Source organism: Cellulomonas sp. NTE-D12 (assembly GCF_027923705.1).
Lineage (GTDB): Bacteria > Actinomycetota > Actinomycetes > Actinomycetales > Cellulomonadaceae > Cellulomonas.
Genome location: NZ_AP026442.1, coordinates 2,472,988 through 2,489,331, shown reverse-complemented (window position 1 = coordinate 2,489,331; position 16,344 = coordinate 2,472,988). Strand labels below are relative to the sequence as shown.

The window sequence follows — 16,344 nt, the reverse complement described above, 5'->3', positions numbered from 1 at the left end:
CTCAGTCCACCGGGTCCGGGATGGCGTGCGGCAGCCGCGTGAGCGCCGCCGCCTCGACCGACTCGCGGACGGCCCGGCGCTGCTCGGCGGCGAGCTCACGCTCCCTGCGCTCGGCGAGCACCGCCGCGAGGAAGTCCTCCGGGTGGGTGCCGGGCGGGGGCAGGGGACGGACGTACTGCTGCACCTGCGCGGTCAGACGGCCGCCGAGCTCCATCCGTGAGGCCGGGTGCAGCGCCCGCGCCCGGGCCAGGAACTGCCGCACGGCGAGCGCGAGGCCGTCCGGCAGCCGTGCGACGTCGGCGTGCGCCGCCCAGCGGGCGAGGTACGGCGGCATCGGCACGGGCGTGCGCACCGGCGCCTTGCCCCTGACCCGTGCCGCGTAGGTCCCCGCCAGCACGTCGCCGAGCCGCTTGCCCTGCGGGTGCGCGACGCTGACCAGGAGCGCCACGACACCGGACGTCAGCCACAGCTCGAACACGCCCGTCAGGGCGCGCACCAGCGCCTGCCGGAACAGCACCGGGCCACCGTCGTCCCGCACGATGCGGATGCCCATCGCCAGCTTGCCGAGCGACCGCCCCCGGCTGAGCGTCTCCACCGTCGCCGGCATCAGCACGGTCACCGTGGCCAGCGCCACCACGCCGACCGCCCGAGCCGCCTTCTCGTCCGGCACCAGGTTCAGCGCGCCGAACAGCAGCCAGGCGAGCACGCCGATCACCACGGCGAGGGCCAGGAGGTCGAGCACGGCGCCGAGCGCGCGAGAGGCGAACGAGGCCGGCCTGGTGTCCAGCAGCACGGCCTCGCCGGTGAGGATGCCCTCGTCCACGGTGCCTCCCTCAGGTCCGGGTGCAGGCTATCGGGCCCGACGGCCCCGGCGCCGGGCGTCGCGATGGCAGGCTGTGCGGCATGGACCTGGACGCCCTGGTGGTCGCGCGGACGCCGGAGTGGGACCGCCTGGACCGGCTGGTGCGCCGCCGCCGACTGTCGGGCGCCGAGTCGGACGAGCTGGTGCGGCTCTACCGCGCCACCGCCACGGACCTGTCGACGCTGCGGTCCGCCGCTCCCGACCCGGAGACGGTGACCCGGCTCTCGCAGCTGCTCGGCCGGGCGCGCGCCCGGATCGCCGGTACGCACGAGCCGGCGTGGCGGGACGTCGCCCGGTTCCTCACCGTGCTGCTGCCGGCCGCGCTGTACCGGATCCGGTGGTGGACGGTCGGCGTGATGGTGGTGTTTCTCGCGGTCGGCGTCGTCACCGGCGTGTGGGTCGCCACGCATCCGGAGGCGCTGGCCGCGATGGGGACGCCGGCCAGCCGCAAGGAGTACGTCGACCAGCTGTTCGCTGCGTACTACGACCCCGGCGTGACGTTCGCCGCCATGGTCTGGACCAACAACGCGTGGATCTCGGCGCTCTGCGTCGCCACCGGGATCACGGGCGTGGTGCCGGTGTACTTCCTGCTCAGCAACGCCGTGAACGTGGGTGCGGCCGGTGGGCTGATGGCGGCGTACGGCCGGCTGGACATGTTCCTGCAGCTGATCAGCCCCCATGGCGTGCTCGAGCTGACCGCGGTGTTCGTCTCCGGTGCGGCCGGTCTGCGCCTGTTCTGGACGCTGGTCGACCCGGGCCCCCGTCCGCGTGGGCGGGCGCTGGCGGAGGAGGGCCGGGCGCTGTTCACCGTGGCGCTGGGGCTGGTGGGGGTCCTGGCGGTGTCGGGCCTGATCGAGGGTTTCGTCACCGGGTCCCAGCTGCCGTGGGCGGCGAAGATCGCCATCGGGCTCGCGTCGCTCGCGGCGTTCTGGGTGTACGTGCTGCTGCTCGGTCGGCGGGCGGCACGTGCGGGCGAGACGGGTGACCTGGAGCTGGACCGCGCCGGCTACGCGGTGGCGACGGCGGGCTGACGGCACGGCGCCGGCAGGGGCACCAGCGCCGCCGCCGCATGCGGCCGCCACGTGGATCCGCCCGTCACGACGCGGCGGCGACCTCGACCCGACGGTCCTCGACGTCGCCGGCGAGCAGGGCGAGCACCCCGTGGGCCTCCGCGTCCAGCTCGTCCCGCTGCTGGTGCGACAGAGCCACGAACGGCTCGACGAGCAGGGTCACCGACCCGGGTGCGCGGATACCGGCCGTGCCGCGCTCCCGACGCAGCCGCCAGACACCGCCGACCTGCCCGTCCACCAGCACGGTCCCAGGACCGCTTCCGTTCGGCGTGACCAGCCGGCGGCGGACGTCCTCGGGCACGATGCGGGTGCGGTCGGCATGGGACAGCACCACGTTGTCGAAGTCGGGCAGGAGTCGCACCGGCGCCGGGGTGTCCTCGTCGGGCCGCGGGGCGTCCGGCACGTCCAGGAGCACCGTCCGGTTCCGTCCCGCCGACGCCGTCAGCGGGCGCAGGTGCACCACCCGGTCACCCAGTGCCTGCACCACCGGGGCGAGACGCGTCAACCCGGACCACGCCTGCACGTCCGCGACCGACGCCGGCCCGAAGGCGGCGAGGTAGCGCAGCACCAGGTCGCCCACCACCTCCGCCCGCACGTCGGGGTCCTGCACGTCGGGAGCCGCCGCGACCGTCTCCGGGGCGAACCACGACTCGGTCGTCGTCCACGTGGTGGCCATGCTGGCGCCCCACTGCCCCCGCGGTGTGACCTGCACCAGGGACAGCAGGCAGCGAGCGGCGTAGGCGAGGTTGTTCGGCGGGACGTGCGGCAGCTCGGGTGCGAGCGCAGGACCGAGCTGGTTGGGCCGCATCGGCGTGCGCTCGAGCAGCTCCCGGGCGCGGACGGCGATCCGGTCCAGCTCCGCCGCAGACAGGCCGCGCGTCTCGCGCGAGAGGGTCCGGGCGGTCAGCACCGGGAGGGCCAGCGCGTCCCGGGCGGTGAGCAGGTGGACGGTGCTGCGCATGGCGGCGACGCGGGCCGTGCGGCGGTCTGCCAGGGTCGCGGCCAGGTGCGCCGGTGCGAAGCCCTCGAGGCGGCTCCAGAGCGCGAGGTACGGCGACGTGGGGTTCTGGGCCTGCAGCCCGACGAGGTGACCGACGAGCCGCTCCGCGGCAGCCGCTCCGTCGCTCTCCGCCGGTGCGCGCGCCAGCAGGTGCTGACGGGCCAGCAGCGCGCGACCCAGCGCACGGGGGGAGAGCTGGTCGTCGGGCACGCGGCGACGGTAACGCCGGCCGCCGACACCGGGGGCGCTCAGAGCCGGCCGGCGGCCTTGAGCGCGAGGTACGTGTCCGCGAGACGCGGGGCGAGCTCGTCCGGGAGCGCGTCCAGCACCTCCACGCCGAGACGTCGCAGGCGCTGCGCCACCGCCTCCCGCTCCAGCACGGTGCGCTCGGCCGCCGCGGCGTCGAACACCTCGGCCGCGCTGCGGCGACCGTGCCGCAGGTCGTCCACCTCCGGGTCCGCGACCGAGGCGAGCACCACCACGTGCCGGTCCGTGAGCCCGGCGGCCACGCCGAGGACGCCCCGCTCGACGGCGGCGGGGTCCACGGTGGTGAGCAGCACCACCAGCGACCGCCGGCTCAGCCGGCTGCGCACCTGACCCACCAGGCCGGCCCAGTCGGCCTCGACCAGCGCAGGCTCGACACCGGCCAGCGACTCCGCGACGGCCGGCAGCACCCGGCTGCCCGTCCGCCCGGCGGTGCTCGCTCGGACCCGGCGGTCCCAGGCGAGCAGCTCGACGCGGTCACCGGCCCGCGTGGCGAGCGCGGTGAGCAGCAGTGCCGCCTCGATCGACGCCTCCAGCCGCGGGGCGTCCAGGACCCGCACGGCGCTGGTGCGGGAGGTGTCGACGACCACCAGCACCCGCCGGTCCCGCTCGGGCCGCCAGGTGCGCACCACCACGTCGGCACGACGGGCGGTCGCGCGCCAGTCGATGGACCGGACGTCGTCTCCGACGACGTACTCGCGCAGCGAGTCGAACTCCGTCCCGGCACCGCGCACCTGCACCGCAGCGCGGCCGTCCAGCTCGCGCAACCGGGCGAGCCGGCTCGGCAGGTGCCGCCGCGAGGCGAACTCGGGAAGCACACGCAGCCGCCCGGGAACCTGGAGCGAGGCCTGGCGTCCGGCCAGTCCGAGCGGACCGACGGTGCGCACCGTCACGGCACCCGCCGGGATGTCGCCCCGCCGGGTGGGCCGCAGCGCGCTGACCACGCGGGCCGCCTCGCCCACCGGGATGTCCAGGGCGTGGCGAGGTGACCGTCGGCCGAGCGCGGCAGGTGCGCCCGGTTCGACCGGTCCCGAGGCCGACAGCGCCGACGGCGGCCACGCGTCCCGGACCAGGCCTCGCAGCCTGCGTCGGTCGAGGTTGGTGATCGTCAGCGTCGAGCTCGTCGGCTCCGTCCTGCGGACGGACGCCGGCACCGACCGGGACACCGCCAGCCGTCGTGGGGACGCCGCGAGGGCGACGTCCACCGCGCACAGCGCCGCGACCAGCGCCACCCAGGCGAGCACCGTGCCGGGGACCGGCAGCAGCAGCACCGGGACGGCGCCGAGCGCGGTCAGCGCCACGGCACGCCACGTGATCGCCATCGGGCCGCCTCAGCGGGGGACCGGCACCGAGGCGAGCACGGTGTCCAGCACCGACTCCGCGGTGACGCCCTCCAGCTCGGCCTCGGCACGCAGCTGGACCCGGTGGCGCAGCGTGGGGTGCGCGAGCGCCTTGACGTCGTCCGGTGTCACGTAGGGCCGTCCGCTCAACCACGCCCACGCGCGCGAGGTCGCGAGCAGCGCCGTCGCACCTCGAGGCGAGACGCCCAGCGACAGCGACGGCGACTCACGCGTCGCCCGGCACAGGTCGACCACGTAGCCGAGCACCTCGGGGGCCACCTGCACCCGGGCCACCTCGGCGCGGGCCGCCGCGAGCTCCGCGGGGCCCGCGACGGGCCGCAGGCCAGCGGCGGCCAGGTCCCGCGGGTCGAAGCCGGCGGCGTGCCGGGCGAGCACCTGCACCTCGTCGGCGCGCTCGGGCAGCGGCAGCAGCAGCTTGAGCAGGAACCGGTCCAGCTGGGCCTCGGGCAGCGGGTACGTGCCCTCGTACTCCACCGGGTTCTGCGTGGCGATCACGAGGAACGGGTCGGGCAGCCGCCGCGCGGCGCCGTCCACCGAGACCTGCCGCTCCTCCATCGCCTCGAGAAGCGAGGCCTGGGTCTTCGGCGGTGTCCGGTTGATCTCGTCGGCGAGCAGGAGGTTGGTGAACACCGGCCCGGCCCGGAACGAGAACTCCGCGGTCCGCGCGTCGTACACCAGGGATCCGGTCACGTCGCCCGGCATCAGGTCCGGCGTGAACTGCACGCGCTTGGTGTCCAGCGCCAGGGCCGCCGACAGGCTGCGGACCAGCAGCGTCTTGGCGACACCCGGCACGCCCTCCAGCAGCACGTGGCCCCGGCACAGCAGCGCGATGACCAGGCCGGTCACCGCGGCGTCCTGACCGACCACCGCCTTGGCGACCTCGGCCCGCACCGCGGCCAGCATGCCGCGCAGGTCGACGGAGGGGCTCGGGGCGGCGGCGTGGGACCCGGTCAGCCCCGTCGCCGGGCCGGGTGGGTACGCCCCGACCGCCGGTGCCGCCCCGTGCTGCGGGGCGGTGGCAGGTCGGGGCACGGTGGCACCCTCACCACCGGCGGTCGCTGCCGGGTACGGCGCGGCCGAGGGCGGCACGGGGGACGGCGGCAGGACGTCGCTCACGATCGGTGAACCTCGCTCTCCAGGTGGTCCAGCTCACGGGCCAGCATGGCCAGTGCTCGGTCGTCGGTGGGTGACGAGCCGTACAGCAGGTGCTCCACGTCCGCGGCCGGCCGGCCGGTGGCACGGGAGATGGCGGCCACGGTGGCCGGTCGGTCGGCGGAACGGGGCAGGCCGAGGCGGGCCGCCGAGCGGGACGCCGCACCTGCCCGCAGGGCGGCGGCGGCGTGCGCGTGCGCGCCCGCGCGTCGGTACAGACGGCCGCGCCCGCGGGTCGTCTCGCCGGCGCGCACGACGACGGGCAGCCGCTCGCTGACCACGGGTCCGAGCCGACGGCCACGCCACACCGCCGCCACTGCGACCGTCGCCACGGCGAGCAGCCCCAGCTGCACCAGCCACGGTGGCATCAGGTCGGTGAGGCTGGTGCCGCCCTGCGAGCTCCGCTCGATGCCGAGGTCGTCGGAGGACGGGAGGTACCAGACGAGGTCGGGGTGCACCCCCAGGAGGCGCAGGGCCAGCGCCGCGTTCCCCTGGTCGGCGAGGGACCGGTTCGTCAGAGGGCCGGCGTCGGTCAGGACGCTGACGCGTCGCGCGCCGGCGACGACCGCGAGCGCACCGCCCTCACCCGCACCGGCGCCCGACTCGGGGAAGCACACCGTGACGCCCGGGCCGTGGCCGCGGACCGCCCCGGCGGCCGTGATCGTCCCCGCCGCGACGGCGTCCGGGTCGTCGCAGGCGGCGCCGCGCACGTCGGCGGTCGAGCCCCCGAAGCTCGGGGTGACGCCCGGGGCCAGCCTGTCGAGCACGTCCGGCGTCTCGACGAGGACGAGGTCCGCCGCGCTGCGGCCGATCCGGCCGACCATGTCCGGCGTCAGGTAGAGGTCACCGAGCACCAGGAGCGTGCTGCCGGCCGTCGCAGCCTTCTCCGCGGCTGCGATGGTGCGGACGTAGTGCACGTGCACGCCGTGGCGCGTGAGGATCTGAGCCAGCGCGCGAGCGCCGGTGTCCCCGGGGTTGTCCGGCGCCAGGGGGGCGGTGGAGGTGCGCGGGGCGGGCAGCACCGCGAGCAGGCCGCCGACGAGCAGCAGGGCGAGCACCACCAGGGGCGCCCGGGCCCTGCGCCAGCGTCGGGCTGCGCGGCTTCGTGGCGTCGTCCCGTCGCCGGTGGCGGGGACCAGGGTCGTGGTCACGGGCGCGGTCACGGGGCGTCCTCGGCTGCGTGGCCGACCGACACCGTCCGGCGGGCGGCGCGGACCGCGTCGTCGGTCGCCCGCAGCTCGTCGTCGTCGGCGCGTCGGGCCGCGCGACCGCCGTACACGACGTCGTCGAACAGGCGCCCCGCCCGGACCAGGTCCGTCGCCACCGCGCTCAGCACCTCGCCGGCGTCGCGCGCGACCTCGTCGGCCGTGCGGCCGGGCCGCTCGTCGAGCACCGCGCGCTCCTCGAGACCGCGGGCCAGGGAGCGGAACCGCTCGGCGACGGCCGTCGAGAAGTCGCCTGCAGCGGCTGCGGCATCGGCCGCCGCCCGGAGCTCGGCCGCCGTGCGCCCGTCCGCGGCGGCCAGGACGGCCTCCGGCCGGGTCCGTCGGGACCGCCGCACCGGGCCGGTCACCCACAGGCCGGCGACGACGAGCACCGCCAGCCCGACTGCCGCCGCGACCAGGGCGCCGCGCGGCGGCAGGGCGGCACCGTGCATCCCGCTGAACAGGTGCCCCAACCAGGTCAGGAACCGGCTGAGCAGGCTCTGCTGCTGGTGGTAGACGGGATCGAGCAGCTCCTCCCGCGCCCATCGCTGGGCCGTGGGCCCGTCCGGACGGACCGGCGGCTCCGCGGCACCGACGAGGGCGGCGACGACGGCCACCGCCCGTGCACCGGTCACGCCGGGGAGTCGGTCGAGGCCGCGCGTGCCAGCTCGACGTCCAGCGCCTCGCGCCGCATCCGCACGTCGATGTACAGCAGCGCGATGACTGCTGCCTGGTACGTGGTCGCCGCGGTCAGCGTGATCACCTTGCCGACCGAGATGATCACGACCGCCCAGAACGACGTCACCCCGCCGGTCACGCCCTCGGCGACCAGGGTGAACGGCACCGAGATGATCTGGGTCAGGACGGAGACGAGCACCGCGACCAGCAGGGCGATCCCGAACAGCCGCCAGAAGCTGCCCCGGGTCAGCCGCCACGCCCGCGCGATGGTGCGCCAGAACGGCTTGCCCTCGAGCATCAGCGCCGGCGTCACCAGCAGCGTGCGGGTGTTCACCCACACGGCGGCGACCGCGAACGCCAGACCGCCCACCAGGGCCCCGAACGCGAGCCACCCCCACTGCTGGCTCCGACCGGCCCACACCATCACCGCTGCCAGCACGCCGCCGACGACGAGCACGGCCAGGGACATCAGCAGGGTGAACCCGATCACCCACCACACCCGCCACGACCGCGCGACCTCGCCGACGGTCGCACGCCGCCCGAGCACCGAGCGGCTGACCGACACCACGAGGAGGCCGTCGAGGATCGTCGTGGCCAGCGCGGTGACGGGAAGGGCGGCGAACGTCGCGAACGCGGTGCCGAGCTGGCTCGAGATCGCACCGAGGTCGGTGGTGCTCGCGTCGGGGAGGCCCGAGAGCTGACGCGAGAAGGAGTCGAGCGGACCGGCCAGGAGGCCGCCGACGTACGCGGTGACGATCGCCGAGAGCACCACGCCGACCGTGACCACCACGGCGGCGAGGCCGAACATGACCGCGGGGTTGGCACGGATCGCCCGGACCCCGCCGTCGAGCAGCTCTCCGAGGCTGAGCGGCCGCAGCGGGATGATCCCGGGCTGCAGCGCGGGGGGACGCCAGGCGCCGGCGCCCGGAGGGCCGTACGGGGTCGGTCCCCAACCGGCCTGCCCGTACGCCGGTGGCTGCTGCCCGTACGCCGGTGGCTGCTGCCCGTACGCCGGTGGCTGCTGCCCGTACGCCGGTGGCTGCTGCCCGTACGCCGGTGGCTGCTGGCCGTAGGCGGGCGGCTGCTGGCCGTACGCCGGTGGGTGCTGGCCGTACGCCGGTGGCTGCTGGCCGTAGGCGGGCGGCTGCTGCCCGTACCCGGGTGGCTGCGGCGCGTGGCCGGGCGGAGGATCCGCCGGGACCCAGCTGTCCGGCCGGTCGTCGGCCGGCTTCCCGGCGGACGCACCGGGCGCCGCCCAGCCGCTCGGCCGGGACGGGTCCTGCGGTTCGCTCATGTGCTGGGGCTCCCCTGGTGGCGGCGCAGCTGGTGGTGCGGCCGGCTGCTCGGGTGAGGCTCGGCTGAGATCGGTCCCGGCGCAGCACGTGGACACGTCGACGGTCGGGCCGCCGACGCCTCATCGTGCCACGGGGACCTGCCGTAGGGGGCCGTCCGGACGGGTGGACTGCCAGGTGCGGACCACCCGGTCGGCTCTGGGGGATCGGAGCAGGTCAGGTGCGACAATGACCGCCATGAAGGGACGCGTCCTGGTGGTCGACGACGACACCGCCCTCGCGGAGATGATCGGCATCGTGCTGCGGTCCGAGGGCTTCGAGCCCGCGTTCTGCGAGGACGGCGACGAGGCGCTCGGCATCTTCCGTGCGACGCAGCCGGACCTGGTGCTGCTCGACCTGATGCTCCCCGGCCGTGACGGCTACGAGGTGTGCCGCCAGATCCGTGCGGAGTCGGGCGTGCCGATCGTCATGCTCACCGCCAAGAGCGACACCGTGGACGTGGTGCTCGGCCTCGAGGCAGGGGCCGACGACTACATCTCCAAGCCGTTCAAGCCCAAGGAGCTGGTCGCCCGGGTGCGCGCGCGGCTGCGCCGCAGCGACGAGCCAGCCCCCGAGCACCTGACGATCGGCGACCTGACGATCGACGTCCCCGGGCACCGGGTCGCGCGCGACGGCACGCCGATCTCGCTCACGCCGCTCGAGTTCGACCTCCTCGTCGCCCTGGCGCGCAAGCCGTGGCAGGTGTTCACCCGCGAGGTCCTGCTGGAGAAGGTGTGGGGCTACCACCATGCGGCGGACACGCGGCTGGTCAACGTCCACGTGCAGCGGCTGCGGTCGAAGATCGAGCACGACCCGGAGCGCCCGGACATCGTCGTGACCGTGCGGGGCGTCGGCTACAAGGCGGGGGCTGGCTCGTCGTGAGCCGGGCCGGGGGTGCACCGTGCCCCGGATGACGAGCGTCTGGCGGCTGGTCCGCGCCCGGTGGGGCCGTCGGCTCCGGTCGGCGCTGCGCTGGTGGCGCGGCTCGCTGCAGGTCCGCGTGCTGACGTCCACGCTCACGATCGGCCTGGTGGCGCTCGCCCTCGTGTTCGCGTACGTCGGCCAGCGCACGGCGGACGGGCTGTTCCGCGCCCGGCTGCAGCAGGTGCTGGAGGAGAGCGCCCGCAGCACGCAGCAGGCCCAGAACACGTTCGACTCCGCGACGGCGACCACGGGCGCCGAGGTGCAGCAGCTGCTCTCCGACGTGACGAGCGCGCAGCACAACGCGGGCTCCGGCGGCCGCGAGGTGTTCCTGCTGCGCGCGCCCGGCCAGGCGGTGTCGGTCCAGGCGGGTGCGACCGCCACCAACGCGGCGTACGTCGACCTGATCAGCGCCGACCTGAAGACCGCCACGTCGTCGGGTGGCCAGCACTGGCAGTCCGTCGCCCTGCGGGCGGGGGGCCGGCTCGAGCCGGCTGTCGTCGTCGGCCAGCAGGTCACCGTGCCCGTGGTCGGCACCTACCAGCTGTTCTTCCTCTACCCGCTGCAGGCGGAGCAGGACCGGCTCGACTTCCTGCTGCGCACGCTCGCGCTCGGTGCCGGGGCCCTCGTGCTGCTGCTCGGCTCCACCACCTGGCTGGTCACCCGCCAGACCGTGCTGCCCGTGCGCCGGGCCGCGCAGGTGGCCGAGCGGCTGGCCAACGGGCAGCTCACCGAGCGGATGAGCGTCCAGGGCGAGGACGAGATGGCGACGCTCGCCCAGTCGTTCAACGAGATGGCGGAGAGCCTGCAGGACCAGATCCGCAGGCTCGAGGAGCTCTCCACGCTGCAGCGCCGGTTCGTGTCCGACGTCTCCCACGAGCTGCGCACCCCGCTGACGACCGTCCGGATGGCGGGTGAGGTCATCCACGCCGCGCGGCACGACTTCGAGCCGTCCGTGAAGCGCTCGGCTGAGCTGCTGTCCACCCAGCTCGACCGTTTCGAGGACCTGCTGGCCGACCTCCTCGAGATCAGCCGGTTCGACGCGGGTGCCGCGGTGCTCGACGCCGAGAGCCGCGACGTCCGCGACGTGGTGGTGCGCACGGTCGACGCCTCGGTGCCGCTCGCAGAGCGCAAGGGCTCGTGGATCTCCGTGGTGCTGCCGGAGCAGCGCGTCGTGGCGGACATCGACCCGCGCCGGGTGGAACGCATCCTGCGCAACCTGGTCGTCAACGCGATCGAGCACGCGGACGGCACGCCCGTGGAGGTGACGGTCGCCGCCGACCAGCACGCCGTCGCCGTCACGGTGCGCGACAAGGGCGTCGGGATGACCGCAGGGGAGGCACAGCACGTGTTCGACCGGTTCTGGCGCGCGGACCCCGCCAGGGCGCGGACGACCGGTGGCACGGGCCTGGGGCTGGCCATCTCGCTGGAGGACGCACGGCTGCACGGTGGCTGGCTCGAGGCGTGGGGACGCCCCGGGCGCGGAGCGTCGTTCCGGCTCACCCTGCCGCGGCGGGCGGGCATCCGGCTCCAGTCGTCGCCGCTCTCGCTGGTGCCGGACGAGACGCAGGAGCAGGCCGCGCCGGTGGCCGCGACGAGGCCGCGCTCGGATCCGGCGGCCCTGCCGGACTGGTCCGACGCCGACCAGCCGGTCCAGGAGGTCCGATGAGCATGCCGCAGCGGCTGCGCGCCGCCCTGGCGGCGGCGGCCGTGCTGGTGGTCGCCGCGTGCAGCGCCATCCCGACGCAGGGTGCGGTGCAGAAGGGTGATGCGCGCGTCCCGGAGGGGGACCCCGTCGTCGTGGTGGCCGAGGGTCCGGCTCCCAACGCGGACCCCGTCTCCATCGTGGAGGGCTTCCTGCTCGCCGGCTCCGCCGGGCTGTCCGGGGACTTCGTCGACTTCGTCGCCGCACGGGAGTTCCTGACCCCGGACGCCCGCTCCAGCTGGGACCCGCTCGGCAGCGTCGTCGTCGCCTCCGCCACGCAGGTGCAGCGCACGTCGGACACCCAGGTGACCGTCGAGGTGCAGGTGGCCGGCAAGGTGGACGCCGACGGGCGCTACACGGAGGCCTCCGCCGACGGTCGTGAGTCGGTGACGTTCGACATGGTGCAGGACAGCCGGCAGCAGTGGCGGATCGGCGGGACGCCCAAGGGGCTGATCCTGTCCCAGGGCGCCTTCACCTCCCGGTTCCGTGCCGCCCAGCTGTACTTCCTGTCGCCCGACTCGCAGGTGCTCGTCCCGGAGACCCGGTGGTACCCGTCGCGGAACCTGCCGACCTCGGTGGTCAAGGGCCTGCTCGCCGGCCCCTCACCTTGGCTGCGGGACGCGGTCCGCACCGCCGTGCCGGACGGCGTCCAGCTCAAGCCGGAGGCGGTCACGGTGGACGCCGACGGCGTCGCGGAGGTCGACCTCGAGCCGGCCCGGACGGTGCAGGCCGCCGACCGCGGGTTGCTGCTGGCGCAGCTGCAGCAGTCGCTGCAGCTGCCGCAGGTGCGGTCCGTCGTCGTGCGGGCCGGCGCCGCGGGCGTGCCGCTCGACGGCGCCACGTCCCTGCCCACGTCGGCGGTCGGCGACCCGGTGATGATCCAGGGTGATGCCCTGGTCAGCCTGGTGAACGGGGCGCTCCAGCCGGTGGCCGGCGTCGGCTCGCTCGCGGGTCTCGACGCTCGCAGCCCGGCACGCAGCGCCGACGGGTCGGTGCAGGTGCTGCTCTCGGGGACGGACCGGCTGGTGCTGGCGCCGACCGCGACCGCGCCCGCCCGGGTGCTGATGTCGGGCGCAGGCCTCGCGGCACCGTCCGTGGACCGCCGGGGCTGGATCTGGACCGCGACGGGCGGCAGCGTGCTCGCCGTGACGCCGGCCGGCTCGCAGGTGACGCTGACGGCGCCCTGGTTGGTCGGGCGATCCGTCAAGGCGCTCGCGGTCGCGCGCGACGGCACCCGGGTCGCCGTGGTGTCGGACGGTCCCGACGGGGTCGCGATCGACGTCGCGGGCGTCGTCCGCGACGCGTCCGGGGCGCCGCAGCAGCTGAGCACCCCCGTCCGGGCGGGAGCCTCCGTCGCCGATGCCCGCCAGGTGGTCTGGGCGGATGCGGTGACGCTCGGGGTGCTCGGCGGCGGCGGCGGCCCGTCCACGCTCCGCCTCGTGCCGGTCGGCGGCCAGTCGGAGCCCTTGCCGGACGTGGCAGATGCCGCGTCGATCGCCTCGGGGGTGGGGGAGCGCAGCATGCTCGTCGCCACGCACGCGGGCGAGCTGCTCCGGTACGACGGGCGCACCTGGGTCCCGGTGCAGGGCGCCACAGGAGTGCACGACCCGGCGTACCCGGGCTGACCCGGGGCGGCCCGTGAGCCGCCCTCAGGTCCGCCGGCCGCTGAACCGTTCTCGGCCGACGGCGCTCCACGGGCCGGGCCGCAGCGCCCGGTACCACGCTGTCGGTGTGCCGACCGATGCGCCGACCTGGTTGCGCCGCGCCGCCGTCGAGCTGCTCGGCCTCGTCCTGCCCGTCGCGTGCGCCGGTTGCGGTCTCGACGACCAGTCCTGGTGCGGCGACTGCGCCGCGCTGCTGCGACGGCCGGCCTGGCGGTGCGAGGACCGCGCCGGCCGGCTGGACCGGCTCGACGGCAGGACGCCGCCGTGGTGGGCCGTCGCCGACTTCACCGGACCGGTGCGCCGCGCCGTCACCGCCTGGAAGGACCACGGCCGCACCGACCTGACCCAACCGTTCACCGCAGCTCTTCGGAACGCCGCCCGGGCCGCCGTGCCGGTGCTGGCCGGCGCGGCCCCGGTGCTGGTCGTGCCCCTGCCGTCCACCGCCGCAGCCCGGCGCACCCGCGGATGGGTCCCCGCCGGCGTGCTCGCCGCAGCGGTGGCGGACGAGCTGGCGTGCCGCGGCGTCCGCGCGACGGCGGCCGGCGTCCTGCGTCGGTCGCCCGGCGCGGACCAGTCGGGGCTGTCGGCGCGCGCGCGATCACGCAACCTCGCAGGTCACGTGCACGTTCGAGCTCGCGCGCAGGTCGCGGGCGCGCGCGTGCTGCTGGTAGACGACGTGCTGACCACGGGCGCGACCGCGGCCGCTGCGGCTGACGTGCTCGGTGCAGCGGGGGCGCGGGTCGTGGCCGGCGTCGTCCTCGCCTCGACACCCCCGCCCGGTCGCTTGGTGGCCGGAGCGGAGGCGCGTTAGCGTGGAGGTTCCAGCCGACGCAACCGGCCGGCCCCCGCCAGGGGACCGCCCCGCGCAGGCCGAGGAGGTGGTGCCGCACCTGCCCCCACCAGGGGCACAGACAGCACGTCACCGGGCGAGCCCTGCAGGCTCTGCCCCTCACCTCCCAGGAGGCCCGCATGGAGATCGTGGTTGCCGGTCGGCACACCGAGGTGTCACCCAGGTTCCGGGCGCATCTCGACAGCAAGCTGACCAAGGTCGAACAGCTGGCGCCTCGCGCGCAGCGCATCGACGTCCTCGTGTCGCACGAGCCGAACCCCCGCCAGTCCGACAGCAGTGAGCGCGTCGAGCTCACCGTCGTGGACAAGGGACCGGTCATCCGCGCCGAGGCGTGCGCCGACGACGCGTACGCGGCCCTCGACCTGGCGATGGCCAAGCTGCTGGAGCGCCTGCGCCGCACCCGCGACCGCCGCAAGGACCACCGTGGGGCCGCCCCGGTCAGCACGACGGAGCCTGTCGCCCCGGTCGTCCCCGAGGCAGAACCGCCGCGGGCGCCTCGCACCGTCTCCGACGGAGCGGTGGAGATCCCCCTCGGCGACTCGCCGGTGATCATCCGGGAGAAGGTGCACCACGCCGCCCCGATGACCGTCGACGACGCCCTGTACGAGATGGAGCTGGTGGGCCACGACTTCTACCTCTTCGTCGACGCCGAGACGGCGCAACCCGCCGTCGCCTACCGCCGCCACGGCTGGAGCTACGGCGTGATCAAGCTGGACACGCCGGTCGCCGGACCGGTGGTGGTGGCGGACGCCCTCGCCGGCTGAGCACCCCGCCCGGGAGCCGTCCCGGCGACGCACCACCAGCACGACCCTCGGCCCGGACGCCCGCCGTGGCGCCCGGGCCGAGCGCCGTCCGCATGTGGGTGCCCGGCGGCAGGATGTGCGGGTGTCTGACACCACCACCGTCGCGGGCGCCCGCAAGTCCGTCGCGGGTGCCCGGGAGTCCGTCGCGGGTGAACGACTGACCCTGGGCCAGGCGCGTCGTCTCGCGCTCGCTGCCCAGGGGCTGCACCGGGAGCGTCCCGAGCGTCCTGCCGCCGTCACCGCGCGGCACCTCCAGCAGGTGGTCGACCGCCTCGGCGTGCTGCAGATCGACTCGGTGAACGTGTTCGCCCGGGCGCACCTGATGCCCCTGTACTCCCGGCTGGGGCCCTACGACCCGGCCGTGCTCGACAGGGCGGCGGGCAGAGCGCCACGACGGCTCGTGGAGAGCTGGGCCCACCAGGCCTCGTTCATCCGCACGGAGGACTACCGGCTGTTCGACTGGCGTCGACGCGACTACGAGTCGCAGGCGTGGGGTGCCATCCGCGAGGTTCCGCGCACCCACGGCCCGGTGGTGGACGACGTCCTCGTGATGCTGGCGGACGAGGGGCCGCTGACGGGCGCCCAGGTGCACGAGCGGCTGCAGCACGAGCATCCCGGTCGGGGGGTGAACTGGGGCTGGAACTGGACCGTCGCCAAGCGTGTCCTCGAGTACCTGTTCTTCACGGGCCAGGTGACCTCCGCAGGTCGCAACGGAGCGTTCGAGCGCCGGTACGACCTGGTGGAGCGGGTGCTGCCCGCCCCGGTGCTCGCAGCTCCGGAACCACCGCGGGCGGATGCGGTCCGGGCCCTCGTCGCCGCCTCCGTACGGGCGCTCGGCATCGGCACGCTGCGTGACGTCGCGGACTACTACCGACTCGGCACGTCCGAGACGGCGGTGGCGCTGGCGCAGCTCGTGGAGGACGGTGAGGCCGTCGCCGTGGACGTGCCCGGGTGGGGTGACGGCCGCGCGTGGCGGCACCGCGACGCCCCGCCCGTGCCGCGGCACGCGCGCGGACGAGCGCTGCTCAGCCCGTTCGACCCCCTGGTGTGGGAGCGCCGTCGCGTCGAGTCGCTGTTCGGGCTCCGCTACCGCATCGAGATCTACGTCCCCGAGCCGCAGCGCGTCTGGGGGTACTACGTGCTGCCCTTCCTCCTCGGCGAGCACCTGGCGGCTCTCGTCGACCTGAAGGCCGATCGCCAGTCGGGTGTGCTGCGGGTGCACGCGGCCCACACGGCGCCTCCGTCCGGTGTGACGGCGGGGGGCGTCCCACCGGCCGACGTCGTCGCGCGGGAGCTCGCGTCGGAGCTCCGCCTCGCGGCGCGCTGGACCGGGCTGGGGGACGTGCTCGTCGGTGACCGGTCCGGTGAGCCTCGCGGCGACCTGGCCGTGGAGCTGGGCCGGGCGCTCGCGGACTCGTCCTGCTGAGGCCGACGGCTCCCTCGCGCGACGTCAGGCCGGCGGCCCACCGCCGGTGCCT

The 16,344-nt window shown here is 75.5% G+C and carries 14 protein-coding genes; 7 read left to right on the top strand and 7 right to left on the bottom strand.

All coding sequences use genetic code 11. The features are described 5' to 3' along the window. Position 1: 1 nt before the first annotated feature. Complete coding sequence (locus QMF98_RS11505) at positions 2-823, bottom strand: RDD family protein (protein ID WP_337973160.1); 822 nt, start codon at positions 821-823, stop codon at positions 2-4. Positions 824-903: 80 nt separating this feature from the next. On the opposite strand from QMF98_RS11505, the gene QMF98_RS11500 reads away from it, so the two are divergent. Then, positions 904-1,893, top strand: a complete 990-nt coding sequence (locus QMF98_RS11500; protein WP_337973159.1) for a stage II sporulation protein M — start codon at positions 904-906, stop codon at positions 1,891-1,893. Between the two features lie 64 nt (positions 1,894-1,957). Here the strand turns inward: QMF98_RS11500 and QMF98_RS11495 are convergent, their stop codons facing one another. The 6 genes from QMF98_RS11495 to QMF98_RS11470 form a co-directional block, all read right to left on the bottom strand. Next, positions 1,958-3,142 (bottom strand): winged helix DNA-binding domain-containing protein, encoded by a 1,185-nt coding sequence (locus QMF98_RS11495; RefSeq protein WP_337973158.1) that lies wholly within the window; start codon positions 3,140-3,142, stop codon positions 1,958-1,960. Between the two features lie 38 nt (positions 3,143-3,180). Continuing rightward, a complete protein-coding gene (locus QMF98_RS11490) occupies positions 3,181-4,518 on the bottom strand; it encodes a DUF58 domain-containing protein (RefSeq protein WP_337973157.1) in 1,338 nt (445 codons plus the stop codon). A 9-nt stretch (positions 4,519-4,527) separates the two neighbouring features. Further along, positions 4,528-5,511 carry an AAA family ATPase gene (locus tag QMF98_RS11485; protein ID WP_337975613.1) on the bottom strand — a complete coding sequence of 328 codons (984 nt, stop codon included), beginning with the start codon at positions 5,509-5,511 and terminating at the stop codon, positions 4,528-4,530. A gap of 158 nt (positions 5,512-5,669) precedes the next feature. After that, positions 5,670-6,872: a DUF4350 domain-containing protein gene (locus QMF98_RS11480; RefSeq protein ID WP_337973156.1), complete on the bottom strand. Its 1,203-nt coding sequence runs from the start codon at positions 6,870-6,872 to the stop codon at positions 5,670-5,672. Further along, a complete protein-coding gene (locus tag QMF98_RS11475) occupies positions 6,869-7,549 on the bottom strand; it encodes a DUF4129 domain-containing protein (RefSeq protein WP_337973155.1) in 681 nt (226 codons plus the stop codon). Before QMF98_RS11475 ends, QMF98_RS11480 begins: the two co-directional genes overlap by 4 nt. Next, complete coding sequence (locus QMF98_RS11470) at positions 7,546-8,886, bottom strand: glycerophosphoryl diester phosphodiesterase membrane domain-containing protein (protein ID WP_337973154.1); 1,341 nt, start codon at positions 8,884-8,886, stop codon at positions 7,546-7,548. The genes QMF98_RS11475 and QMF98_RS11470 overlap by 4 nt, the downstream gene beginning before the upstream one ends. A 235-nt stretch (positions 8,887-9,121) precedes the next feature. Here QMF98_RS11470 and mtrA point away from each other — a divergent pair, with 235 nt between their 5' ends. The 6 genes from mtrA to QMF98_RS11440 all read left to right on the top strand — a co-directional run bounded on the left by mtrA (position 9,122) and on the right by QMF98_RS11440 (position 16,292). Next, a complete protein-coding gene (mtrA, locus tag QMF98_RS11465; RefSeq protein ID WP_291759183.1) occupies positions 9,122-9,805 on the top strand; it encodes an MtrAB system response regulator MtrA in 684 nt (227 codons plus the stop codon). 28 nt (positions 9,806-9,833) lie between these two features. Then, the gene (gene mtrB, locus QMF98_RS11460; protein ID WP_337973153.1) at positions 9,834-11,513 is read left to right on the top strand and encodes an MtrAB system histidine kinase MtrB; all 1,680 of its coding nucleotides are present in this window, start codon (positions 9,834-9,836) and stop codon (positions 11,511-11,513) included. After that, positions 11,510-13,174 carry an LpqB family beta-propeller domain-containing protein gene (locus QMF98_RS11455; protein ID WP_337973152.1) on the top strand — a complete coding sequence of 555 codons (1,665 nt, stop codon included), beginning with the start codon at positions 11,510-11,512 and terminating at the stop codon, positions 13,172-13,174. Before mtrB ends, QMF98_RS11455 begins: the two co-directional genes overlap by 4 nt. Positions 13,175-13,280: 106 nt before the next feature. Further along, the gene (locus QMF98_RS11450) at positions 13,281-14,024 is read left to right on the top strand and encodes a ComF family protein (protein ID WP_337973151.1); all 744 of its coding nucleotides are present in this window, start codon (positions 13,281-13,283) and stop codon (positions 14,022-14,024) included. Positions 14,025-14,182: 158 nt separating this feature from the next. Beyond that, positions 14,183-14,827, top strand: coding sequence for a ribosome hibernation-promoting factor, HPF/YfiA family (hpf, locus tag QMF98_RS11445; protein ID WP_291759171.1), 645 nt, complete (start codon positions 14,183-14,185; stop codon positions 14,825-14,827). Positions 14,828-14,948: 121 nt separating this feature from the next. Further along, entirely contained in the window at positions 14,949-16,292 is a 1,344-nt protein-coding gene (locus tag QMF98_RS11440; protein ID WP_348773366.1) for a winged helix-turn-helix domain-containing protein, read from the top strand. The last annotated feature ends 52 nt before the right edge of the window (positions 16,293-16,344 follow it).

What these genes read in the sequence shown, in the direction of transcription:
- QMF98_RS11500 (WP_337973159.1), top strand. Translation starts at nt 904, where the DNA reads ATGGACCTGGACGCCCTGGTGGTCGCGCGGACGCCGGAGTGGGACCGC.
- QMF98_RS11490 (WP_337973157.1), bottom strand. Translation starts at nt 4,518, where the DNA reads ATGGCGATCACGTGGCGTGCCGTGGCGCTGACCGCGCTCGGCGCCGTC.
- QMF98_RS11470 (WP_337973154.1), bottom strand. Translation starts at nt 8,886, where the DNA reads ATGAGCGAACCGCAGGACCCGTCCCGGCCGAGCGGCTGGGCGGCGCCC.
- mtrA (WP_291759183.1), top strand. Translation starts at nt 9,122, where the DNA reads ATGAAGGGACGCGTCCTGGTGGTCGACGACGACACCGCCCTCGCGGAG.
- mtrB (WP_337973153.1), top strand. Translation starts at nt 9,834, where the DNA reads ATGACGAGCGTCTGGCGGCTGGTCCGCGCCCGGTGGGGCCGTCGGCTC.
- QMF98_RS11455 (WP_337973152.1), top strand. Translation starts at nt 11,510, where the DNA reads ATGAGCATGCCGCAGCGGCTGCGCGCCGCCCTGGCGGCGGCGGCCGTG.
- hpf (WP_291759171.1), top strand. Translation starts at nt 14,183, where the DNA reads ATGGAGATCGTGGTTGCCGGTCGGCACACCGAGGTGTCACCCAGGTTC.